19 protein-coding genes are annotated in these 21328 nt (G+C 63.4%); 13 read left to right on the top strand and 6 right to left on the bottom strand.

Annotated elements, in window-relative coordinates; translation table 11 throughout:
• The first annotated feature begins 222 nt into the window (after nt 1-222).
• A complete protein-coding gene (locus J7E82_RS15150; protein WP_308113866.1) occupies nt 223-939 on the top strand; it encodes a GntR family transcriptional regulator in 717 nt (238 codons plus the stop codon).
• A 142-nt stretch (nt 940-1081) separates the two neighbouring features.
• On the opposite strand, the gene nadE is transcribed toward J7E82_RS15150, so the two are convergent.
• Together nadE and J7E82_RS15140 are read right to left on the bottom strand one after the other, a co-directional pair.
• The gene (nadE, locus tag J7E82_RS15145; RefSeq protein ID WP_214864057.1) at nt 1082-1903 is read right to left on the bottom strand and encodes an ammonia-dependent NAD(+) synthetase; all 822 of its coding nucleotides are present in this window, start codon (nt 1901-1903) and stop codon (nt 1082-1084) included.
• Between the two features lie 58 nt (nt 1904-1961).
• Nucleotides 1962-3032, bottom strand: a complete 1071-nt coding sequence (locus tag J7E82_RS15140) for a LacI family DNA-binding transcriptional regulator (RefSeq protein ID WP_214864055.1) — start codon at nt 3030-3032, stop codon at nt 1962-1964.
• A 207-nt stretch (nt 3033-3239) separates the two neighbouring features.
• Between J7E82_RS15140 and J7E82_RS15135 the strand changes: the two genes are divergently transcribed.
• Genes J7E82_RS15135 through J7E82_RS15090 form a run of 10 tightly spaced genes read left to right on the top strand, consistent with a single transcriptional unit; the run spans nt 3240 to nt 14195 of the window.
• On the top strand, nt 3240-4592 hold the full coding sequence (locus tag J7E82_RS15135; protein ID WP_214864053.1) for an ABC transporter substrate-binding protein: 1353 nt from the start codon (nt 3240-3242) through the stop codon (nt 4590-4592).
• A gap of 15 nt (nt 4593-4607) precedes the next feature.
• On the top strand, nt 4608-5654 hold the full coding sequence (locus J7E82_RS15130) for a carbohydrate ABC transporter permease (protein ID WP_214864050.1): 1047 nt from the start codon (nt 4608-4610) through the stop codon (nt 5652-5654).
• The gene (locus J7E82_RS15125; protein WP_214864048.1) at nt 5651-6571 is read left to right on the top strand and encodes a carbohydrate ABC transporter permease; all 921 of its coding nucleotides are present in this window, start codon (nt 5651-5653) and stop codon (nt 6569-6571) included. The genes J7E82_RS15130 and J7E82_RS15125 overlap by 4 nt, the downstream gene beginning before the upstream one ends.
• Before the next feature lie 2 nt (nt 6572-6573).
• Nucleotides 6574-7422 (top strand): sugar phosphate isomerase/epimerase, encoded by an 849-nt coding sequence (locus J7E82_RS15120; protein WP_214864046.1) that lies wholly within the window; start codon nt 6574-6576, stop codon nt 7420-7422.
• Nucleotides 7419-8597 (top strand): Gfo/Idh/MocA family protein, encoded by a 1179-nt coding sequence (locus tag J7E82_RS15115; protein WP_214864044.1) that lies wholly within the window; start codon nt 7419-7421, stop codon nt 8595-8597. The genes J7E82_RS15120 and J7E82_RS15115 overlap by 4 nt, the downstream gene beginning before the upstream one ends.
• A gap of 5 nt (nt 8598-8602) precedes the next feature.
• Nucleotides 8603-9508 (top strand): sugar phosphate isomerase/epimerase, encoded by a 906-nt coding sequence (locus J7E82_RS15110; protein ID WP_214864042.1) that lies wholly within the window; start codon nt 8603-8605, stop codon nt 9506-9508.
• The gene (uxaC, locus tag J7E82_RS15105) at nt 9508-10944 is read left to right on the top strand and encodes a glucuronate isomerase (protein WP_214864040.1); all 1437 of its coding nucleotides are present in this window, start codon (nt 9508-9510) and stop codon (nt 10942-10944) included. Before J7E82_RS15110 ends, uxaC begins: the two co-directional genes overlap by 1 nt.
• Nucleotides 10941-12341, top strand: coding sequence for a mannitol dehydrogenase family protein (locus J7E82_RS15100; protein WP_214864038.1), 1401 nt, complete (start codon nt 10941-10943; stop codon nt 12339-12341). The genes uxaC and J7E82_RS15100 overlap by 4 nt, the downstream gene beginning before the upstream one ends.
• Before the next feature lie 38 nt (nt 12342-12379).
• A complete protein-coding gene (gene manD / locus J7E82_RS15095) occupies nt 12380-13609 on the top strand; it encodes a D-mannonate dehydratase ManD (protein WP_214864037.1) in 1230 nt (409 codons plus the stop codon).
• Nucleotides 13599-14195, top strand: coding sequence for a gluconokinase (locus J7E82_RS15090; RefSeq protein ID WP_251041946.1), 597 nt, complete (start codon nt 13599-13601; stop codon nt 14193-14195). Before manD ends, J7E82_RS15090 begins: the two co-directional genes overlap by 11 nt.
• Here the strand turns inward: J7E82_RS15090 and J7E82_RS15085 are convergent.
• The 3 genes from J7E82_RS15085 to J7E82_RS15075 all read right to left on the bottom strand — a co-directional run bounded on the left by J7E82_RS15085 (nt 14133) and on the right by J7E82_RS15075 (nt 18439).
• Entirely contained in the window at nt 14133-15710 is a 1578-nt protein-coding gene (locus J7E82_RS15085; RefSeq protein WP_214864035.1) for a carboxyl transferase domain-containing protein, read from the bottom strand. The two genes, J7E82_RS15090 and J7E82_RS15085, sit on opposite strands and share 63 nt — an antisense overlap.
• Before the next feature lies 1 nt (nt 15711).
• Entirely contained in the window at nt 15712-16947 is a 1236-nt protein-coding gene (locus J7E82_RS15080; RefSeq protein ID WP_214864033.1) for a CaiB/BaiF CoA-transferase family protein, read from the bottom strand.
• A gap of 61 nt (nt 16948-17008) precedes the next feature.
• The gene (locus J7E82_RS15075; RefSeq protein ID WP_214864031.1) at nt 17009-18439 is read right to left on the bottom strand and encodes an SLC13 family permease; all 1431 of its coding nucleotides are present in this window, start codon (nt 18437-18439) and stop codon (nt 17009-17011) included.
• A gap of 134 nt (nt 18440-18573) precedes the next feature.
• On the opposite strand from J7E82_RS15075, the gene J7E82_RS15070 reads away from it, so the two are divergent.
• Together J7E82_RS15070 and pyrE are read left to right on the top strand one after the other, a co-directional pair.
• Nucleotides 18574-19269 carry a FadR/GntR family transcriptional regulator gene (locus J7E82_RS15070; protein WP_214864029.1) on the top strand — a complete coding sequence of 232 codons (696 nt, stop codon included), beginning with the start codon at nt 18574-18576 and terminating at the stop codon, nt 19267-19269.
• A 45-nt stretch (nt 19270-19314) separates the two neighbouring features.
• Nucleotides 19315-19887: an orotate phosphoribosyltransferase gene (gene pyrE / locus J7E82_RS15065; protein WP_214864027.1), complete on the top strand. Its 573-nt coding sequence runs from the start codon at nt 19315-19317 to the stop codon at nt 19885-19887.
• 12 nt (nt 19888-19899) lie between these two features.
• Here the strand turns inward: pyrE and J7E82_RS15060 are convergent, their stop codons facing one another.
• Complete coding sequence (locus J7E82_RS15060) at nt 19900-20982, bottom strand: hypothetical protein (protein WP_214864025.1); 1083 nt, start codon at nt 20980-20982, stop codon at nt 19900-19902.
• Nucleotides 20983-21328: the final 346 nt, after the last annotated feature.

Below are 21328 nucleotides of genomic sequence, written 5' to 3'. Positions count from 1 at the left end.
CTATCGGACCCTAAAGGACTGTTTTTAGTCCAAAGTGTGCTTCAAAGTCTGAAACGAGATCATCGCCGCGTCAAGGGTTTACGCTCAAAACATCTCATCCCGCCATGTTTCCCACTATGTCAATGGTTTCTTTGATGACCTTTGCGGCCATGCCCGGGTAGCATGAAGTAGTCAGCGCAGGCCCGGATCTTGCGGGCTCGACTTGGACAGGAGGAAGCGATAGTGCCGGACTCTCCGTTTGGCCCCACTTTCTCTGTGCTGCGCCCCGTCAGGGGTGGCAACGCCTTCGAAGAGACGATCGAGCACATCCTGCAGACCATCAAGCTGGGCATCTTTGCGCCCGCCGAGAAGCTGCCCCCCGAACGCGAGCTGGCCGAACAGTTGGGGGTTTCGCGGGCCACCTTGCGCGACGCCCTGGGGGAATTGCAAAGCGCCGGCTACCTTGAGGTCCAGCGCGGACGGTATGGCGGAACGTATGTTTCCACCACAGCTGTGCAGCAAAAGAAAGACAAGGGCCCGCTGGATGCCGCCGAAGTCGAGGACGTGCTGCTGTTCCGGAGCATCATTGAACCCGCTGCCGCAGAGCTAGCGGCCAAGGCCGACTTATCCGCCGCGGCCCGCCGTCATTTGCAGGTCTGCCTGTCAGAGGTGAACTCCGCGCCTGCCGAGGGCTATCGCCCGCGCGATGCTAGGTTCCACATTGCCATTGCCGAATTGTCAGGATCGGCCAGCTTGGTGAGTGCCGTCGCGGAAACCCGTGCCAGGCTCAATGAGTTGCTGGACCGCATACCCCTGCTCAGCACCAATCTGGAGCATGGAAACGAGCAGCATTCTGAAATCGCCGACGCCATTCTTCGGGGAGACGCCGCGGCGGCGGAGCGTGCAACCATCGAACACCTGGAAGGCACAGCCTCCCTCCTGCGCGGCTTCCTGTCCTGAGGCGCCAACCTGTACTTCAACACCGGCCACGGCCATCTCGGCTGGACTATGGCCTGCGGTTCGGCCGAGATGTTGGCCGACTTGATAGAGGGTGGCACTCCAGCAATTCCGATCGCCGCCTACGCAGCCGGGCGCTGAGGCCTTATTTCCACCAGGTGTCGAAGATGGTAACCGGAACAGTCCGCTTGTGGCGGGTGCGCAGATACTTCTGCTCAATGACCTGGGCCGCACCTTCAGGGATTTCCCGGCCCTCGAGGTAATCATCGATCTGGTCGTAGCTGACGCCGAGCTCGTCTTCGTCGGTGCGTCCGGGAGTGCCATCGAGGAGGTCAGCCGTCGGCACTTTCTCCCACACTCGTGCGGGGGCGCCGAGTTCGGCCAGCAGTGCACGGTTCTGGCGCTTGTTCAGGCCGAACAGCGGCAGGATGTCGGCCCCGCCGTCGCCGTACTTCGTGAAGAAACCGGTGACAGACTCGGCCCCGTGGTCCGTGCCGATCACGAGGTAGTTGTACTCACCTGCGAGGGCGTACTGGGCGGTCATTCGCGCGCGCGCCTTCGTGTTTCCCTTATGGAAATCCGAAATGGAGGCGCCGGCGGTCTTTTCGAACTCGTCCTCAAAACCGTCCACAGCCGCTGAGATATTGAATGTCCAGTCGGTCTTGGCGCGAATGAAGTCCATGGCGGCCTGTGCATCGTCCTCGTCGTGCTGGATGCCATAAGGAAGACGGACGGCGACAAAGTTGGCGTCGATGCCCTCTGCTTCAAGCTCCTCGACGGCGAGCTGGGCCAGCCGCCCGGCCAGGGAGGAATCGAGTCCGCCCGAGATTCCCAGGACAAAGCCCTTGGTCCCGGTCGCCTTGAGATACTCCTTTAGGAAGCCAACGCGCTTGCGCACCTCCTCGGCAGGATCGATCCGGGGCTGGACGCCCATTTCCTCAATGATCTTTGCCTGGAGTTCGCGCATGGACTCAGCCTAGTCAGCTGCGCCGGAAACACTCAACTGTATCCTCGGACACCGCCCTTCACGCTGTCGGGGCCGGCCCTGTGGACGCTCGCACGGTGAGATGCGTGGGCATGACTGCAAGGCGTCGGCTGGATCCACCTTGGAGCGGATTGAGCTGGGCCAGCAGCATGGAAACCGCCACCCGCCCGGCCTGCTCGATCGGGGAGGCAATGGTGGTCAAGGGCGGATTGCAGAAGTCCGCGCCGAAGATGTCGTCGCAGCCCACGATGCTCATGTCCTCCGGCACTCGGATGCCCCGCTCCCGCAGGCGCTGCAGCATTCCGATGGCGAGGAGGTCGTTGAAGACAATGCAGGCCGTTGCCCCGGTACGGGCTGCTGCATCGGCGGCGGCGGCCCCCGACGTCGTCTTGGGAGCAAATGGCCCGACGCGGAAGGTGGTCATGCCCCGATCACGGCTCTCGTCTTCGAAGGACTTCCATCGCTTGGCATTGGACCAGGACGTGGGAGGTCCGCCGACATAGCAGATCCTTGAGTGACCAAGGGAGGCCAAGTGTTCAAGAGCCTGGATCATGGCCGACGGCGTATCGATCACCACCGTTGGGGTGTTGGACGACGCGCGGTTAATGGTCACCAGGGGCTGGGTGTCCGAGACCTCAGCGAGTTGGGCATCCGTTAGCCGCGACGCTGCGAGGATGAAGCCGTCCGCGGACCTGCGCATTTTTTGGAGGGCATCAAGTTCCATCTCGGCAGATTCTTCGGTATCCACCAGCAGTTGCGTGTAGCCAGCCGCCTTGAGCTGGTTCTGGGTGCCGCGGATGATGTCGAAATAGAACGGGTTGGTCACGTCCGGCACCAGCAAGGCGACGGCGTTCGTCCGTCCGGAGCTGAGTCCGCGGGCCTGCGAACTCGGCACATAATTCAGCTGTGCGGCCACTTGTTCAATACGTTCGCGGGTCCTCCGGTTAACGCGATCCGGGTTGGATAGGGCGCGCGATACCGTCGACGTGGCAACACCGGCAACTTCGGCAACGTCCTTGATTGTGGGTGCCCTGTCCGCTGCCCCCGCTGCCGTGCTGGCCGCGGGGTCAGAAGCGGAAATCCCATGATCCTGATTGGCTGCTCGAGGCATTTGATTGCCTTTCGTGGCTAGGGCCGGAGACGTGCCTCGGCAGTTGTTGGTGCTGGCCGTAAAAGACCCTTCCCTCAAATTGCATCACTTCTGGCAAATTTTGGCAATCGCTTGCCAACCATTTCCATCCCAAATAGACTCGACGCCTGAAAGCCCATGTGACGCACACCACCAACCGTGGGTGATTGGGTATCCAAGGAGGAAACAATGAGGTTTGCATCGTCAGCCAAGTTTGCGGCAGTGGCCGCCGCTGCCCTGGCCCTTACCGCCTGCGGCGGCGGGGCAAGCAGCTCCGGTAGCGCCGACGGACCTGTGGACGGCAAAGGCAAGAAGTTGAGTGTCCTGACGGGTGTCAACAGCCAGTATTCCGAGCAGCAGAAGGAGTGGTTCAAGGACATTGGCGCCAAATTCAAAGCCGAAACAGGCGCCGACATTGAATTCGAAACGTTCGCTTCCGCAAACGACGAACTGACCCGGATCCAGACATCCGTGGTCTCGGGCCAGGGGCCGGACGTGTACAGCCTCGGCACCACCTTCACCCCCACGGCGTACGCCACCAAGGCCTTCGTGACCCTTAGCGACGATGACTGGAAGAAAGTAGGCGGGAAGGACCGCTTCAACCAGGCAGCCCTTGGAATCTCGGGACCCGATGACGAGCACCAGGCCGGTATCCCCTTCGTGAGCCGCCCGTTCGTCATGGCCTACAACAAGGAACTCCTCGCCGCTGCGGGGATCGAGAAGCCAGCCACCACGTGGGATGAGCTGGCGGAGCAGGCAAAAAAGCTGACGAATCCTGCAACGGGAACCTTCGGCCTGGCCACCGGTTACAAGGACAACTTCGATCCCTGGAAGTTCATCTGGGCGATGTCCGTCCAGGCCGGCAACCCGATTGTGGACGGGAAGTCGTTGAAGCTTGACGATCCCGCCGTGAAGAAGGCCTACGAGACCTACTTCGGCTGGCTGACCAAGGACAAGGTGGTGGACCCAGCCTCCATCGGATGGAGCAACAGCAACGCCGTGGCAGCCTTCGCCTCCGGCAAGGCCGGTTACCTGATGATGACTACCTCAAGCTCCGTTCCGACGCTTGAGAAGTCTTCGGTTGCTGGCAAGTATGCCTATGCAACCATGCCAACCACGGCCCCCGGCGAGACCTCTCCCAAGGGGGACGCTGAGAACGCGGCAAGCATCCTTTCCGGAGACAACGTCGTGGTGGCGGACTACTCCAAGCAGAAGGACCTCGCCTTCGCCTACATCAAGCTCATCACCTCCAAGGAAGAGCAGCTCAACTACCAGAAGATCTTCGGCGACCTCCCCGCCAACGCCGAGGCATTGAAATCGCTCGACAGCCCGACACTGCAGCCCATTGCGGACACCGCAACCAGGTCCAAGGCCACCCCGTTCACGGGTGCATGGGGCGACATCCAGCTTGCTCTCCTCAATGTCACAGTGCAGTCCATTCCGGACCTTTCCAACGGCTCCGTGAGTGATTCCGCGCTGCAGGACAGGCTCAAGGACGCGCAGGCCAAGGGCCAGGCGTCCCTGGACCGGGCATCGAAATAGCAGGCGGGAAATCCAATGTCCACCGACTCCTTCAAGGATCTTAGGACCACGACAGGATCCGCCTCCGGATCCTCCAAGCCAGCAACTCCGGCACCGACTGCCCGGCCCCGAAAGGGCGAAGTCCCCCGGGCCGCACCTGGCGGATCGCAGCCGCCAGGGGCCCGCCGCAAAGGCCTGAGTGAACGCAACCGTCCCCTGTGGATGCTGATCCCGGGTGGGCTGCTGATGGTGGTCATCATCGTGGTCCCCCTCCTGCTCGGCATCTACATGGCCGGCCTCGACCTGGACCAGTACACCCTGCGGAGGTGGGTCAGCGCCCCCTTCATTGGAGTGGACAACTTCGTGGAGGCCCTGGTTTCCTCCCCGTTGCTCCGTTCCGTCTGGCTCAGCGTCAGCTACTCGCTAATTGCCATGGTTGTGACCCTTCCCCTCGGCATCGCGGCCGCCGTGGCAACCCAGAACGCGTTCAAGGGCAGGGCCCTGATCCGTTCCGTGTTCCTTATTCCCTACGTCCTGCCTTCCTTCGTTGTCGCGACCGTCTGGCGCACAATGTTCCAGCCGAACGGCGTGGTTGACTCCGCTTTGGGGACCATAGGGATCGACGCCGGCCTCTGGCTCAACGGCCCGCAGACCTACTGGACGCTCATCCTGGTGCAGATCTGGGCATCATGGCCGTTCATCTACCTGCTGGCCCTTTCCGGACTGCAGTCGGTGGACCATGAGGTCCATGAGGCGTCGGCCCTGGATGGCGCGCTGTGGTGGAACAAACTCAGGTATGTGGTGTTCCCGTACTTGAAAGGGCCGCTGTCCTTGGCGTTCCTGATCGGCATGCTGCACCACATCAACAACTTCACGTTGCCGTTCGTCCTGTTCGGCGTTCCGGCGCCGGCCGACGTCGAGGTCCTTCCGATCCTGACGTATGTCACGAGCTTCCAGAGCTTCCGATTTGGACTAAGCGCGGCTATGGCGTTCGTGTCGCTCGTGCTGATCGCAATCCCGCTGTTCGTCTATCTGCGTGCCGTCAAGCTCGACGACGCCGAGACTCCCGGAGGAAAGAAGTGAGCGCCACCGCAACCCCCGTACGCACCGCGTCCAGCCAGGAATTCCGCCCCGGCTCCAGGCGCCAGCACGAAGTGACCAGGCTGCTGCCCGGACCATTGCTGGCCATCATCCTGGTCTTCCTCTGTGCGGTGGTCCTGATTCCCGTGGCTTATATCTTCCTGGCCTCGGTTAATTCGGACATTGGCGTCGCAAACGGGGAGTTCCTGCCTTCCAGCTTCTCCCTCGAGAACTACACCAAGATCTGGTCCAGCGTTGGCCTGGCTACCGGCCTGGCAAACAGCGTGCTCGTTGCCGGCGCAACGGCAGTTGTCTCGGCAGCAATGTCGGTGGCAACCGCGTATGTACTGGTCCGCTACCAATTCCGCGGGCGCCTGACCATCCTGCGCGGCTTGCTGGCCCTGCAGTCGGTGCCCGGAACACTCATGGTCCTGCCGGTCTTCGTCCTGTTCTCCTCGGCCGCGAGCTACCTCGGGATTCAGGTGATCGGTACCCAATGGGGCCTCTTCGTCACGTACCTGACCTTCGCAATGCCCTTTTCCACGTGGGTGATGGTCACTTACCTGCGTGGGCTGCCGCGTGAACTTGAGGAAGCCGCCAGGATCGACGGCGCCAGCAACGTAGGCGTGCTGGTGCGCATCATCCTGCCGCTCAGCTGGCCCGGCATCGTGGTTTCCGGAATCTTCGCGTTCCTGCTGGGCTGGAACGACGTCCTGTTCGCCTCGGTGATGACGCGACCGGAAAGCCAGACGGCCGCCGTCGCGCTCCAAGTCTTCGGTGCGTCCCAAGAGGGCGGCGCCATCCCGCTCTATGGCCAGATGATGGCGGCGTCCCTTGTGTGCGCTGCGCCCGTGGTCATCCTGTACCTGATTTTCCAGCGATATCTAGTGGGCGGCCTGACCGCCGGAGGAGTTAAATAGACATGGTTTCGGACAACCAGACCACCTGGCTGCTGTCGGGATTCGGGGATGAGATCGACGACGACCCCGCGGTACAGATCGCAGTGCTCCAGGCCCTCGGAGCCAACCACATCGAAGTCCGCAGCGCGTGGGGCACCAACATCGTGGATCTCTCCGATGAGCAGCTGGCAAGGTTGAAAGAACTGCTGGCGGAGAAGGACATGAAGGTCTCGGCCATCGCTTCGCCCATCGGAAAAGTCGATGTCAGCCTTCCAGTGGACCACGAGGTGGAACGGCTGCGCCGCGCTGTAAACGCTGCCAAGGTGCTTGGCGCAAAATACATCCGCATCTTCTCCTTCTACTACGGCGAATCAGTTCCGGTGGAGAGCATCCGTGACGACGTCATGGAGCGGATGCGCGCGCTGGCCGCCGTCGCCGAGGAAGCCGGAGTGGTCCTGTTGCACGAGAACGAAAAAGACATCTTCGGTGACGTTCCCGATCGCGTGCTGGACATCATTGAAACAGTGGACTCCCCGGCCTTGAAGGTCGCGTGGGATGCGGCCAACTTCGTCCAGGTAGGCGTGAAGCCGTTCGACGAGGGCTACGAAAAGCTTCGGCCGCACCTGGAATACCTGCAGGTGAAGGATGCCCTCTTCTCTAACGGGCACGTGGTTCCGGCGGGGGAGGGCGACGGCGACCTGCTGCGCACCGTTGAGGCGCTCAAGGCCGACGGCTACAGCGGATTCGCCTCCCTCGAGCCGCATCTGGCGGGTGCACACGGACTCGGAGGATTCTCCGGCCCCACCGCTTTCGGCATCGCGGCCAGGGCATTCGCAAAAGTTACGGCAGAAGCAGGAGTCCAGACAGCATGAACGAGAACCTCAAAGACACCATCAGAGTCGCTATCACCGGGTGCGGCGTGATTGGACGCACTCACGCCGTTGCGCTTCAGGAATTTCCGGATGTGGCCATCGTGGCGCTCATAGACGCCATTCCGGACGCCGCCGAAACACTGGCGGCATTCATCGAGGACAGCGGACGCCCGCGGCCAGCCATCCACACAACCATCGCCGAGGCATTCGCCGCCGAGGACATCGACCTGGTGGCTCTCGCCACCCCCAGCGGACTGCACATCCAGCAGGGACTCGAGGTCCTCGCGGCGGGCAAGCACGCCGTGATCGAAAAGCCGCTGGATGTGGACCTGAGCCGTGCCCAGGAAATCGAGGCAGCAGCCGAGGCTGCCGCCCGGAACGGCGTCGTTGCCTCCGTGATCAGCCAGCATCGCTTCGATCAGGCCAGCGTCGCCGTGGCCAACGCCGTCGCAAACGGCCGATTCGGTCGGCTCACCTCCGCCATCGCATCGGTGGCGTGGTGGCGCAGCCAGCGCTACTACGACTCAGGCGACTGGCGCGGCACCTGGTCAATGGACGGAGGCGGTGCCCTCATGAACCAGGGCGTCCACACCGTGGACCTGCTGCTGTGGTACATGGGGCGACCGGTGGAGATCAATGCTCGTACCGGCCGCCTGGCGCATGAACGGATCGAGGTGGAGGACACCGCCGTTGCCACCGTGACCTTCGAAAACGGCGGACTCGCCGTGCTGCATGCCACCACCGCCGCCTACCCTGGGCTGACCGTTCGGCTGCAGCTGATGGGGTCGGAAGGATCGGCCGTGATCGACAACGACCGCCTGGACTACTTCCACAGCTCCGACGCCTCCAGTGAGACCTCGGACATGGGGCTGCAGGGCGGCGGAAACCAGGCCGAGCAGGAACAGGCCAAATATCCGGCCGAGGACTACGAGGCCAAGGACCCTACCGTCTACCCAGCGGGCCACGTGCGGCAATACCGCGACATCCTGAGCGCGATCGCGGACGGCCGAGCCCCCGGGGTAACCGTGAGTGACGCCGTCAACGCCCTTGCCACTGTCCGGGCCGTCTACGTGTCGGCCACCCTGAACCAGCCCGTTCTGTTCGAGGATGTTCTGGCAGGTAAGTACAACGACCTCGAAGTCCGAACCGGCAACACAGCTACAGAAAGCGTCTGAAACCGATGAAGTTCTCAGTGTTCACCGCCTCCACTCCAGACTGGACCCCTGAGGAGGCCGTCACCGTCCTTGCTGGACAAGGGTGGGACGGCATCGAATGGCGCGTTACAGACCAGCCCGATGCACCCGAATCCGGCTTCTGGGCGGGAAACAAGGCGACCGTACCCATGACTGGCCTCGAAGGGAACCTGGATAGGATTGCTCGGATCACCCTGGAATCCGGCCTGGAATTCTCCGGCCTCGGGGGCTACGCCCGGTGTGACAACCACGACGACGTCGAACGCATGCTTGCGGCGACGGCTGCGCTGGGCGCGGGCCAAGTGCGTGTGACGACGCCGCCGCTCGGCACAGCAGGCTGGGGTTCGGAAGGACCAAGTGGGATCCCCTTTCCGGTCCTGTTCGACAGCGCCCGGCGCGATTTCGAATGGGTGGCCGAGCGAGCCGCCCACCACGGGGTCAAGGCCTTGGTGGAACTTCACCACCGCACCATTACGGCTTCCGCGTCATCCGCGCTGCGCCTTCTTGAAGGCCTGGATCCGCGACACGTTGGTGTCATCCATGACCTCGGCAACCTGTTGATCGAAGGCCAGGAGGACTATCTGCCTGCCTTCGAAATGCTGGGCGAGTATCTGGCGCATGTCCACGTGAAGAACGCTGTGTGGGTTCGCGAGGACGAGCCGGACGCCTCGGGCGCAGCGGTGTACCGCAACGAGTGGGCGCCCCTTCAGTCCGGGCAAGGAAGCGTACTGTACTACTTCCAGGCCCTCTCGGACTTCGGCTACGACGGTTGGGTCACTGTGGAGGATTTCTCCACTGAGCTGCCCCTCAAGGAACGCACTGCCGGAAACCTTGAATACCTCCGCCGCACCGCGGCGCTGGCGGGCCTGGCTACCGGCGCCGGGGTGCGCTGATGCCACAGCCGCTGACGCCACAGCCCATAGCAGCCCACCCCGATCGGCTTTTCCCCGCGGATCCCGGAGTACGCCGGATAGCGCGCTCCCTCCATTCGCGAGTGGAGGGCCTCCCGATCATTTCCCCGCACGGCCATGTTGACGCGGCCGTGCTCGAACAGAACCACCCGTTCCCCGACCCCGCGGCCCTGCTGGTCACGCCGGACCACTACGTGACGCGGGTGATCCACGCCGGCGGTGTCCCGCTCGATCAGCTGGGGTTGGGCGGCGCTTCGGGGCTGGGCGGCGCTGATGCCGACTCCCGCGCCATCTGGCGAAACTTCTGTACGGCCTGGCCGCTCTTTGAGGGAACGGCTTCCGGGTATTGGCTCCGCCAGGAGTTCGAGCATGTCTTCGGCCTGCGCGAAGAGCCAAGCGCGGAGAACGCGGACCGGATCTACGACGCCATCTCCGCCAAGCTGGAGGAGCCCGGGTTCCTGCCACGGCAGCTGTTCAAGGAATTCAACATCGAGGTCCTGGCCACCACGGACGATCCCCTGGACGCGCTCGAAAGCCACGAAGCCCTGGCCGACGACCCTGCTTTTGCCGGCCGTGTCCTGCCCACGTTCCGCCCGGATCAGTACTTGAACATTGCCCACCCCCAGTGGCAGGCAAACGTTGAGCGGCTGATTGCCTCAGCCGGTGACGGCGCTTCGGGCTATGCAGGCTACCTCGCCGCGCTGGAGGGCCGGCGCCGCTACTTCGTGGAGCACGGAGCCGTTTCCGCGGACCACGGCGTGCGAACTCCAGCCACGCTCAAACTGGACGCCGCCGAGGCCGGGCGTCTCTTTGAGAGAGCGCGTGCAGGTAAGGCCTCCGCGGAGGACAGGGACGTCTTTGAGGCCCACATGATCTATCAGATGGCCAGGATGTCGGTGGAGGACGGACTCGTGATGACGCTTCATCCCGGCTCCTACCGCAACCATCATGGCCCCACGTTCGAGGCCTACGGTGCGGATACCGGACATGACATCCCCTTCGCCGTGAACTACACCGAGGCCGTCCGACCGCTGCTGCAGGACTTCGGTACCGCCAAGGACTTCCATCTGGTCCTGTTCACGCTCGATGAGACCGTGTTTTCGCGGGAGCTCGCACCCTTGGCGGGCTTCTATCCGTCCGTCTACATCGGCGCGCCCTGGTGGTTCCTCGATGCTCCAGATGCCATGCTGCGCTTCAGGTCAGCGGTTACCGAGACAGCCGGTTTTTCGCGCTCCTCGGGATTCATCGACGACACCCGCGCATTCTGTTCCATTCCGGCCCGGCACGACACATCCCGACGGATCGAAGCATCCTTCCTGGCCCGGCTGGTCGCGGAGCACCGCATCAGCGAAGACCGGGCGCACGAACTGATCGTCGACGTCGTCGATGCCGCGCCGAGGCGGGTGTTCAAACTGTGACCGCTGCCCAGCTCCCCGCGCTCAGCCGCGGACCGAATGCGCTCCCAAAGGCGCCAGTGCGCATTGTGCATGTGGGTCTTGGTGCCTTCCACCGCTCCCACCAGGCCTGGTACACGCAGCATGCCTCGGACGCCGCGGAGTGGGGGATCGCCGCCTTCACGGGCCGGAGGCCCGATGCCGCCCTTGCCCTCGCAGCGCAGGACGGGCTGTATACGCTGATAGAACGCTCCGACGACGGCGACTCCTTTGAAGTCATCGGCAGCATCGTGGAAGCCTCGGACGGGGCCGACGTCGGACGCCTCGCCGAGCTGCTCGCCGCACCGGCTACCGCCATCGTCACCCTCACGATCACAGAGGCAGGGTACGGGCTCGGTCGTGACGGCACGCTGGACAATTCTTCGTCCGCCGTCGCCGCTGACATTGAATCCCTCCGGGAGCCCGACGGCGGCACGCCGGCGACGCCGCTTGGTCGCCTGGTCCTTGGCCTCGCCGCGCGGCGGACTGTGGGAGGTGGGCCGATCGCCGTCGTCAGCTGCGACAACCTGGCCGACAACGGGAATGTTGCCCGTGCTGCGGTCTGCGGCATGGCTGAGGCTTGGGATCCGGGACTGGCTGCCTGGATCAAGGAGAACGTGAGCTTTGTGGGCACCTCCGTGGACCGGATCACGCCGCGGACCACAGAGGCCGACGTTGCTGCCGTCGCCGAAGCCTGCGGCCACCGGGACACTACGCCAGTGGTGGCAGAACCATTCCACAACTGGATCCTTAGCGGGGGCTTCCCAGCCGGGCGTCCGCGTTGGGAGGAGTCCGGTGCCCTCTTTGTGGATGACATCGAGCCGTACGAAAACCGGAAGCTGTGGCTGCTCAACGGGGCGCACTCCATGCTGGCCTATGCCGGCGGGCTTGTGGGGCACACCACCGTCGCCGAGGCGCTGGGCGACGGGCGTTGCCTGAGCGCGGTTGAAGCTTTGTGGGACGAAGCGTCCGCCCACCTAACCGGACCTGGGCTGCGCATCTCCGAGTATCGCGCTGCTCTACTTGAGCGCTTCAGCAACTCAAGGATCGCCCACCATTTGTCCCAGATCGCCATGGACGGCACCACCAAGCTGCGGATGCGGGCTGTCCCCGTGCTCCGGGCGGAGCGCGCCGTCGGCCGGACGGGCGAGGGCGCAGCCCGCATGATTGCGGCCTGGATCGATTACGTGGGCGCCACTTCAGACATCCACGATCCCCTGGCGGCCGACATCGCCTCAGCTAATTCGCAGGACGGAGACCGCCGGTTGACTGCACTGCTCAGCCTCGTCAGCCCCGAACTGGCCAGGGACCCTGGCATCACAGCGCTCGTACGCAGCCTCTGCGGGACCTTTACCGGGGCCTACACGCCCGCCAACCCATAAACCTGACAGCACATTTTTCCGAAAGGAATCCCGACCACATGAAAATCATCGCCGCGGAAGTCTTCGTGACCAGCCCGTCCCGGAACTTCGTGACCCTGCGGATCACTACCGAGGACGGTATCACCGGCATCGGTGACGCCACGCTGAACGGCCGGGAGCTCGCCGTCGCCGCGTACCTGAAGGAACATGTGGCGCAGCTACTGATCGGCAAGGATCCGCAGCGGATCGAGGACACTTGGCAGTTCCTCTACCGGTCCTCATACTGGCGGCGCGGGCCGGTCACCATGGCGGCCATTGCCGCCGTCGACATGGCTTTATGGGACATCAAGGGCAAGCTGGCCGGCATGCCGGTCTACCAGCTGCTGGGCGGGGCGTCCCGCAATGGGTTGCGAGCCTACGGGCACGCCTCAGGGGCGGACATTCCCGCGCTGTTCGATTCGGTCCGCGAGCACCTGGAGCTTGGCTACAAGTCGGTGCGGATCCAAACGGCCGTCCCCGGGATCAAGGCGCTCTATGGCGTGGCTGCCCAGGCGCAGGCTTCGGGGGAGCGGTATGACTACGAGCCCGCGGGGCGCGGTGCGTTCCCTGTGGAGGAGGACTGGGACACCCGGGCCTACCTGCGCCACCTTCCCTCGGTGTTCGAGGCGGTGCGAAACGAGTTCGGGCCGGAACTTCCGCTGCTCCATGACGGCCATCATCGGATGACCCCGATCCAGGCCGCCAAGCTTGGCAAGGCCCTGGAACCGTACGACCTTTTCTGGCTGGAGGACTGCACGCCGGCCGAGAACCAGGAAGCCCTGCGCCTGGTCCGTCAGCACACCACAACTCCGCTGGCGATCGGCGAAATCTTCAACACCGTGTGGGACTACCAGACCATCATCAAGGAACAGCTGATCGATTACGTCCGTGCAGCATCCACCCACTTCGGTGGCATCTCGCCGCTGAAGAAGGTCATGGACTTTGCAGCCCAGTACCAGATCAAGTCCGGCTTCCACGGCCCCACGGACATCTCGCCGGTGGGCTTCGCCGCCCAGCTGCATGTTGGCCTGGCCATCCACAACTATGGCATCCAGGAGTATATGCAGCACTCGGACAAGACCAACGAGGTCTTCGAGCAGTCCATGACGTTCGTGGACGGCTACCTGCACCCCGGCGACAAGCCGGGCATCGGCGTTGAATTCAACGAGGAAGCGGCCAACGCCTTCCCGTACCAGCAGGCCTACCTGCCCTACAACCGCCTCGTGGACGGGACCGTCCATGACTGGTGATCTCCAGCCAGCGGGCAACTCCCACCAGCATGTTGTGGTGATGGGAGTGGCCGGCTGCGGCAAAAGCACCGTCGGTCAGGCCCTGGCCGAACGTATTGGCGCAGCCTTCATTGATGGCGATTCGCTCCACCCGTCCTCGAACATAGCCAAAATGTCTTCCGGGATCCCCCTGAATGATGCAGATCGGACCCCATGGCTGCAGGAAATCGGGCGACGATTCATGGAGGCGTCCGCCTCTGACCTCGTTATTGCCTGCTCCGCCTTGAAGTACTCCTATAGGCAAATCATTCGGGAACAGGATCCTTCGGTGCTCTTCGTGCACCTGGATGGCAGCCGCGACCTGCTCTTCGAGCGCATGAAGTCGCGTCCAGGACACTTCATGCCTCCGGCGCTCCTGGACTCGCAGCTTGCCACCCTGGAACCGCTCAGGGCGGGGGAGCGTGGGCTCGTCGTCGACATTGCGCTCGAAGTCCCTGCGATTGTGGACTCCGTCCTTGAATGGCTGGAATCAGGCGCGCTGGAATCACGCGCCGAGCGAGCGGTATTTGCGGAAGCGGTCCGCCAGCAGCCGTTCCACGGGCCGTGACGTCAAAGACTTGAGTTCGTACTCAATGGCCCCCGCCATGCGTCGGCAGAACTCACGCTGCTCCAGCGCGGCATCCCCGATCCCATCCACCGTGCCTCTTTCGTCCACAACGTGGTCCACCAGGCCGCTGGCATGCAGGCCGGCGACGTTGACCCCTTGGGCCTGGGCCATGGCGGCGGCGAAATCCGGTGTCCGATGGACGATGGCGCTGGCCCCTTCGGGCGGAAGCGGGGATAGCCAGGCATGCTGCGCCGCAATGGTCCGGTCTGCGGGAAGAAGCGCGAGTGCTCCACCGCCAGCGCCCTGTCCAAGAAGTACCGATACTGAAGGAGATCGCAGGCCGATCAGCTCGTACAGGGACCTGGCAATCTCTCCGGCAAGCCCACCTTCCTCCGATTCCTTGGAAAGCTCGGCTCCGGCGGTGTCGATCACCGTGAGCAGGGGCAGGCGCAGCTCTTCGGCGAGTCGCATGCCGCGCCGGGCTTCCCGCAAGGAAGCTGGTCCCATTTCGGCCCCGTCGCTTCCATCGGCCCCGTCGCTTCCATCTGCACCGTTGCTCCCATCTGCCCCGTTGCCGCGCAAGGGCCGCGCGTGACCCAGGACAATGCAGGACTGTCCACCGAATCGGGCAAGGGCAAGCAGGAGTCCCGGGTCCTTCTCGCCCTGGCCGGTTCCATTAAGTGGCAACGCGTCGTCGGCGCCGTAGCGGAGTAGCTGCCGGAGATCAGGCCTCCTCGGGTTGCGGGAGATGCGGATCGAAGTCCAGGCATCGGCCGACGACGGGCCTACTGTGAGCGTCGACGGCGGAGAAATGGGCCCTGGCGTCGGTGGCATGAGTATCCTCAGCGCCCGGTCGATGAGGTTGGGCAGTTCGGCAGGCTCAACTACGGCATCGATAAGGCCCTTTGTGAACAGGTTCTCAGCCACCTGGACACCTTCCGGAAAGCGTTCCCCATGAAGGGCCTCATAGACCCGGGGCCCAAGGAATCCCAGGAGGGCTCCAGGCTCTGCCACATTGATATGCCCCAAGGAGCCCCAGGATGCCATCACTCCACCGGTCGTTGGATGGCGAAGGTACACCAGGTAGGGAAGCCCGGCCTGGCGGTGTGCCCGCACGGCTCCGGTGATCTTGACCATGGAGAGGAAAGCGGGCGTTCCTTCCTGCATCCGGGTGCCGCCGGACGCTGTTCCAGCCAGCAATGGGAGTCCTTCGGCGGTGGCGCGTTCCACCGCCTGGACGATCCTCTGCGCGGCCGCGTGTCCGATTGATCCCGCCAGGAAGGCGAATTCGCTGACAATCAGGGCTACCCGGTGGCCGCGAATGAGCCCTGATCCCGTGATCACCGATTCATCCTGGCCGCTTTTCTCGCGAGCCGCGGCAAGATCGCGGGCGTAGTCGATGCTATGCGGCGGCTGCTCGGGAGGAGCGTCCCAGCGTGTGAAGGTGCCTGGATCCAGCACGGTTGTGAGAAGTTCAACGGCTGTCAGGTGCCTGGTTTTTTCTTGTGTCGGCATGCTAGCTGGCCCTTTCTGCGACTGCCTCTGCGGCCTCGGCCATACTCAGTTCCAGCCAATCCCGTATGGCCTCCCCGTCGGCGTCGAGCAGCGGCGGCGCGTGGTGCTGAGTGAGCGTGGTCTCCGCCGAGTCGTCGCCCGCGAAAAACCTCAGGGGAGGCCCCGGCAAGGTGACGTTCCCCAGCAGCGGATGGTCGACGTCGACCTTTAGCCCCTGCGAAGCGACCTGCTCCCACGAGTACACCTCATCAAGGGTGCGGACCTTGCCGGCGGGTATGCCGGCGTCGTTCAGTTTCTCCAGAAGCTCACCGGCGCGGTACTTCCAGAAGGCGCCCTCGACGGCGTCGATCACCTTTTGCCGGTTCCGCACCCTGGCCGCGTTGTTCGCAAATTCGGGCGCCCCGGCGTGGAGCCCGAACGCGGCGGCGAAGGCGGCCCAGAGCTTTTCGCTGCCGACACTGATTTGGACGCTGCCGTCGCGACAGCGGAAAAGACCGTAAGGGGCGATCGAGGGGTGATGGTTCCCCTGCGCCCTAGGAACCTCGCCAGCCACGGTGGTCCGCGTCCCCTGGAAGGCGTGGACGGAGATCAGCGAAGCCAGCAGTGAGGTCCGGACGAGCTGGCCCTTTCCTGTCCGGGCCCGCTCGATCAATGCTGCCAGTACGCCGAAGGCACCGTTCATGCCGGAGAGCAGGTCCGCGATGGGGACGCCGACCCGCTGCGGGTCGTCCGGTCCGGAACCGGTCAGGGACATGAGTCCCGCCTCGCCTTGGAGGATCTGGTCGTAACCGCTGCGATGGGATTCAGGCCCGTCGTGTCCGAAGCCGGTGATGGAAAGGATGACCAGGCGCGGGTTGGTTTTGTGCATCACCGCGGGGGAGAAACCGAGGCGGTCCATGACGCCGGGCCGGAAGTTCTCAACCACGACGTCGGCCCGCTCCAGCAGCCCGCGGAGTACGGCTTTCCCGTCGTCGCTCTTGAGGTCCAGGGCGATGGACTCCTTGTTGCGGTTGCAGGACAGGAAGTAGGTGGCCTGCGGGTCGTCCTCCGGTCCGACGAACGGTGGTCCCCAGCCGCGGGTATCGTCACCCGTTCCGGGGTTCTCGACCTTGATCACGCGTGCGCCGAGGTCGGCCAGCATCATTCCGGCATGGGGGCCGGCCAATGCCCGGCTCAGGTCCACCACCAGGTGGCCGGAAAGAGGGCCTTTGCCGCGTTCACTTCTTGTTGCGCTCATGGAAGTTGAGCTCCTTCAGTTGCTCGATAATCTCTGTCAGCGGCCGCGGGACTAGCTGCGGCTACAGCCAGCCGGGAACCACCATCACCAGCCAGCCCAGCAGCGGGCCTGCGATGATGACGATCCCGCTGTAGGCAAGGATCTTTTTGTAGAACTTGTCCTTGTCCACGTCTTCAGGTGCGTTGGCAAGGACCAGGGCGCCATTGGTGGAGAACGGCGAGACGTCGACGATCGTGGCAGCTACGGCCAGAGCACAGATCACACCCGTTGCGCCGATTTCGCCTGACGAGAGGAACGGCACCGCGAGCGGGATGAGAGCCGCAAGGATCGCCGTGGAGGAGGCGAAAGCGGAAACGACGGCCCCGATGTAGCAGATGAGAAGGGCTGCCAGGAGCGGCATCCCCAGGCTGGCCACACCATTGGAGACGAACTCGATAGTCCCCGCTTCCTCAAGGACACCCACGAACGTGAGCATCCCGCAGATCAGCAGGACCGTAGACCAGCTGATCTTGTTGATGGCGCCCTTTTGGGCCTTGGGCGAGACAAGGGACAGCACGATGGCGATAGTGATGGAGACGAAGCCGACGTCCATCTTCAACCCCAGCGCCATAACAGCGAGGGCGATCAGCCCGGCGACCGTTACCAGTTGCGGCAGCTGTTCCGCACGGCTCTTGGCGGCGGCGGTCTCGCTGGCGACGGTCTCGCTGGCGACGGCGCTCTTAGCGGCCACGCCGTTGGTGGCGGCGACGCCGTCGCCTGCAGGATCCTTCGGCCCGGACGTACCGGATCCGGAGCCCTTGAAAGCGACGTCGGAACCACCACGGGCGGCGACGCTCACGGCCATGCGCGCTTCCGCTGCCTGCTCTACGAACGATGTAACCCGGGACGAGATGAGCGTCCGCCCACCCAGAACTACGAAGAGCACCACTGCGATCAGGAAGTTGAACGCCAGGCTGGTGAGGAAGAGCGCCGTCGGGCTGAATTCGAGGTCCGTCTTGGCGATGATGCCATTGACTGTCACCCCATACACGGCAATGGGTGAGAACCCGCCAGCCTGGGCGCCGTGAATGACCATCATGCCCATGAGCAGAGGGCTGATTTTGTACTTGCCGGCAAAGCTCAAGGCGATGGGTGCAATGATGGCGACGGCGGCGGGAGACAGGGCGCCGACAGCGGTGATGACCGCCGTAATGGCGAACATGACCCAAGGAATCAGGGCCACGCGACTGCCCACTAACTTGACGGCCCCTCGGACCAGAAGGTCGATTGTGCCGTTATTTTGGGCGATGGCGAAAAGATACGTGACGCCGACGATGGTCAGGAACAGTCCGCCGGGGAAATTGGCGAGGATGTCGCTGGTGGACATCCCGAGGACGACGCTGCCCAACAGGAAGGCGCCAACGAAGGCAAGGGCCCCCATGTTCAGGGGGAGGACGGTGGCGAGCAGGAACATGGCCGCCAGGATGATGATTGATAAGACAGGAGCGGACATCGTTGGTCCTCCAAGGTCAAAGAGTGTGACGTGAGTAACTGGCTCACTGGACTAGCCTCTTAGACAGTGGGTGTGTTTGTCAATACGCCTTCGATGTATTGTTGGAGTCACCGAGACGAAGTGAAGGGGCTCAGATGGAGAAGACAGCGCAAGGATTGGCACGCGTTTCACGGCCGCGGCTTTACGAACAGCTGGTCGAACAACTGTTGGCGTACATCGAATCCGCGAAGCTGGGTCCGGGGGACCTGCTGCCCGCTGAACGTGACCTGGCCGAGCGGCTGGGAGTTTCCCGCGCCACCCTGGCCCAGGCGCTTGTCGCGCTAGAGGTGCTGGGCGTTATTGACGTTCAGCACGGAACAGGCGCAGTACTGGCACGCCGTCCCAGCGTGGCGTCAGTCATCAAGGGGCTCCGTGAGCACCAGAGCCGGCTTCCGGACATCGTAGAGGCCCGAAGCACCCTTGAGGTGAAGCTGGCTTCCCTTGCCGCGGCCCGCCGCACGGACGAGGACCTTGAAGCAATTGATGCCGCCTTGGACGTGATGGGGGAAGAAATCGCCAAGGGAGACCGGGGGACCCGGGGGGATGAGTTGTTCCACCAGGCCGTCACGGTCGCCGCCCACTCCTCGGTGCTCGGGCAGCTGATGGCCTTCATTGCCGAGATGGTCCTGGAAACACGGATGGAATCGCTGGGGCAGCCAGGCAGGCCGGAGCAGTCGCTCGCCTCGCACCGGAAGATTGCCGAAGCCATTCGCGCCCAGGACCCGGATGCTGCAGCCGCCGCTATGCTCTCGCACATTGAACTGGTTTCTGACGTTGCCCTACTGAAGTAGCCGGGGCGAAAGGGAGCCCCCGGAAGCACCCCTAAAATGGAAACCATGACTTCCACCGTTGATACCTCCACTGCCCGTGCCCGCTTGCTTGAACTGATCAAGGATCTGGCCGTGGTCCGCGGCAAGGTGATCCTCTCCAGCGGTGCCGAAGCCGACTACTACATCGACCTTCGCCGGGTCACTCTCCACCACGAGGCCTCCAAGCTGGTGGGCCAGGTCATGCTGCAGCTCATCGACGACGCCGGCGTGGATGTTGAGTGCGTTGGCGGCCTCACTATGGGTGCCGACCCCGTCGGTACGGCCGTCATGCACGCAGCCGCCGACGCCGGACGCGCGGTTGACGCGTTCGTCGTCCGGAAGGCGCAGAAGTCGTACGGGATGGGCCGCCAAGTCGAAGGCCCTTCCGTTGAAGGACGCAACGTGGTTGTCCTTGAGGACACGTCCACCACGGGCGGCTCGGCGCTGACCGCCGTCGAGGGTGTTCGCAAGGCCGGCGGAAATGTTGTTGCCGTCGCAGTGATCGTGGACCGGGACACCGGTGCCAAGGAAAAGATCGAAGCAGAGGCGGGTGTTCCGTACCTGTTCGCCTTCGGCAAGGATGAGCTCGGCCTGAACTGACAGGGTCGGTCATCAGTTGGCGCTATATGGCACGCGCTCCCAGCTAAGGAGTCCACCGCTGCTGTCAGCGTTCGGCTGCACACTGACGCGCAGCCATTCGTTCGAGGTCGCCGCCCCTTCAACGGTCACCCGGCGCAGGTTGTCCAGACTTTCCTGGCCGTAGACATTCAGCCACGGCGATCCCTCCGCCAAGGGCGAATCGTCGTTGTAGATGTGGCTGTCGCCGTTGAACAGATACACCTGGCCGCCGAACTGCCTGGAGCCTTCGGCGATGGCATCCACGATGGGCCGGAATCCGCTTACTAGTTCAGGATTTTCCGTGACCCCCTGCGAAAGCATGTAGGGATCGAACATGTCGGCCTGCGTCATAACGACGACGGCCCTTGCGTTGGACTTCCTGGCATCCGCGAACGTCCGCTCAAGTTGCGCGACGTCGACGGCCGTCCTGGCCTGGACTTCAGCGAATTGCTCAGCTGTTGGCTCCGTCAGGCCTAGTCCGGACCAAGGCAGCAGCGAATTGTTCGATCCCTGGACATTGACCACGGAGAAGGCAACGCGCTGCTGGGTGAACGTAACGTTCTCGGGCAGCCCCGCCGTCACTTCAGACTTCACGGGCATGTTTCCGCCGAGGGTCTTTCCGGGCTCGGAAAAGAACAGCTCGCGGAGTGCGTCCAGGCGCTCCAAAGGATTATAGGAACCGTTGTTGACCCGGTGGCAGTCCACCCATTCATTGTCGCCGGGCGTGTAAACCAGCGGAGCCTCGAAGCGATCAAACTGGGCCTTGATTGCGGCGAAGTACTCGTCGGTGCACTGGGCGGAGCCGGCCTTGATGTCTCCCACGTGGGTGATAAAGCGCAGCTCATCAACCTGGTTCAATTCGCTCACCATTTCCGGAAAGTCCTCAACCTGGTCCGCCCCGTAGGGCACATCGCCGATCACGCCGAAGGTGAAGGATTCCTGGCCGGAGTTGCTGTGGTCCTCGGCGGAGGGCGACGCAAAGGCGGTGCCGGCCAAGGCTGAGCAGGAAAGCAGGGCAAGGGCAGCAGCGGCACCGAGGATTCGGGCAGGTTTGCGGGCAGGCGTGGGCAGAGGCATGAGGGACTCCATCATGGTTCGGGTGCGATGACGGCCAAGCTATGCACAAAAGGCGACGTCAACGGGAAGTCCAAGCATCGCCGAAGTTAACATCAAACCCCGCCAGACCCACCCAACTGACTCGCAATTGTTGTCGTTAAAAGCGCGGTGGAGTCATATGGTCGTAGCAACGCTCTGAATTGATGGAGTGTTCTATGGTCAAGTCTTATCCACTGAGCGCACGCACCGAGTTTGTGGACTTGGTGTGTGCCGGGATGTCGGTTCTCCAAGCCTCCCGGCGTGTCGGAGCGGTGCATCAGACCGGGAGAAACTGGTGGGCTCAGTCTGGCCACATGATGACTGTGAA

The sequence above is a fragment of the Arthrobacter sp. ISL-30 genome (genome assembly GCF_018613855.1).
Classification (GTDB): domain Bacteria; phylum Actinomycetota; class Actinomycetes; order Actinomycetales; family Micrococcaceae; genus Arthrobacter.
The sequence above is the reverse complement of the archived record's forward strand: the minus strand, read 5'-3'. Positions and strand labels throughout refer to the sequence as shown.

What these genes read in the sequence shown, in the direction of transcription:
- pyrE (WP_214864027.1), top strand. Translation starts at nt 19,315, where the DNA reads ATGACTTCCACCGTTGATACCTCCACTGCCCGTGCCCGCTTGCTTGAA.
- J7E82_RS15090 (WP_251041946.1), top strand. Translation starts at nt 13,599, where the DNA reads ATGACTGGTGATCTCCAGCCAGCGGGCAACTCCCACCAGCATGTTGTG.
- J7E82_RS15060 (WP_214864025.1), bottom strand. Translation starts at nt 20,982, where the DNA reads ATGCCTCTGCCCACGCCTGCCCGCAAACCTGCCCGAATCCTCGGTGCC.
- J7E82_RS15085 (WP_214864035.1), bottom strand. Translation starts at nt 15,710, where the DNA reads ATGCCGACACAAGAAAAAACCAGGCACCTGACAGCCGTTGAACTTCTC.
- J7E82_RS15130 (WP_214864050.1), top strand. Translation starts at nt 4,608, where the DNA reads ATGTCCACCGACTCCTTCAAGGATCTTAGGACCACGACAGGATCCGCC.
- J7E82_RS15080 (WP_214864033.1), bottom strand. Translation starts at nt 16,947, where the DNA reads ATGAGCGCAACAAGAAGTGAACGCGGCAAAGGCCCTCTTTCCGGCCAC.
- J7E82_RS15110 (WP_214864042.1), top strand. Translation starts at nt 8,603, where the DNA reads ATGAAGTTCTCAGTGTTCACCGCCTCCACTCCAGACTGGACCCCTGAG.
- uxaC (WP_214864040.1), top strand. Translation starts at nt 9,508, where the DNA reads ATGCCACAGCCGCTGACGCCACAGCCCATAGCAGCCCACCCCGATCGG.
- J7E82_RS15135 (WP_214864053.1), top strand. Translation starts at nt 3,240, where the DNA reads ATGAGGTTTGCATCGTCAGCCAAGTTTGCGGCAGTGGCCGCCGCTGCC.
- J7E82_RS15120 (WP_214864046.1), top strand. Translation starts at nt 6,574, where the DNA reads ATGGTTTCGGACAACCAGACCACCTGGCTGCTGTCGGGATTCGGGGAT.
- J7E82_RS15075 (WP_214864031.1), bottom strand. Translation starts at nt 18,439, where the DNA reads ATGTCCGCTCCTGTCTTATCAATCATCATCCTGGCGGCCATGTTCCTG.
- nadE (WP_214864057.1), bottom strand. Translation starts at nt 1,903, where the DNA reads ATGCGCGAACTCCAGGCAAAGATCATTGAGGAAATGGGCGTCCAGCCC.
- J7E82_RS15070 (WP_214864029.1), top strand. Translation starts at nt 18,574, where the DNA reads ATGGAGAAGACAGCGCAAGGATTGGCACGCGTTTCACGGCCGCGGCTT.
- J7E82_RS15140 (WP_214864055.1), bottom strand. Translation starts at nt 3,032, where the DNA reads ATGCCTCGAGCAGCCAATCAGGATCATGGGATTTCCGCTTCTGACCCC.
- J7E82_RS15115 (WP_214864044.1), top strand. Translation starts at nt 7,419, where the DNA reads ATGAACGAGAACCTCAAAGACACCATCAGAGTCGCTATCACCGGGTGC.
- manD (WP_214864037.1), top strand. Translation starts at nt 12,380, where the DNA reads ATGAAAATCATCGCCGCGGAAGTCTTCGTGACCAGCCCGTCCCGGAAC.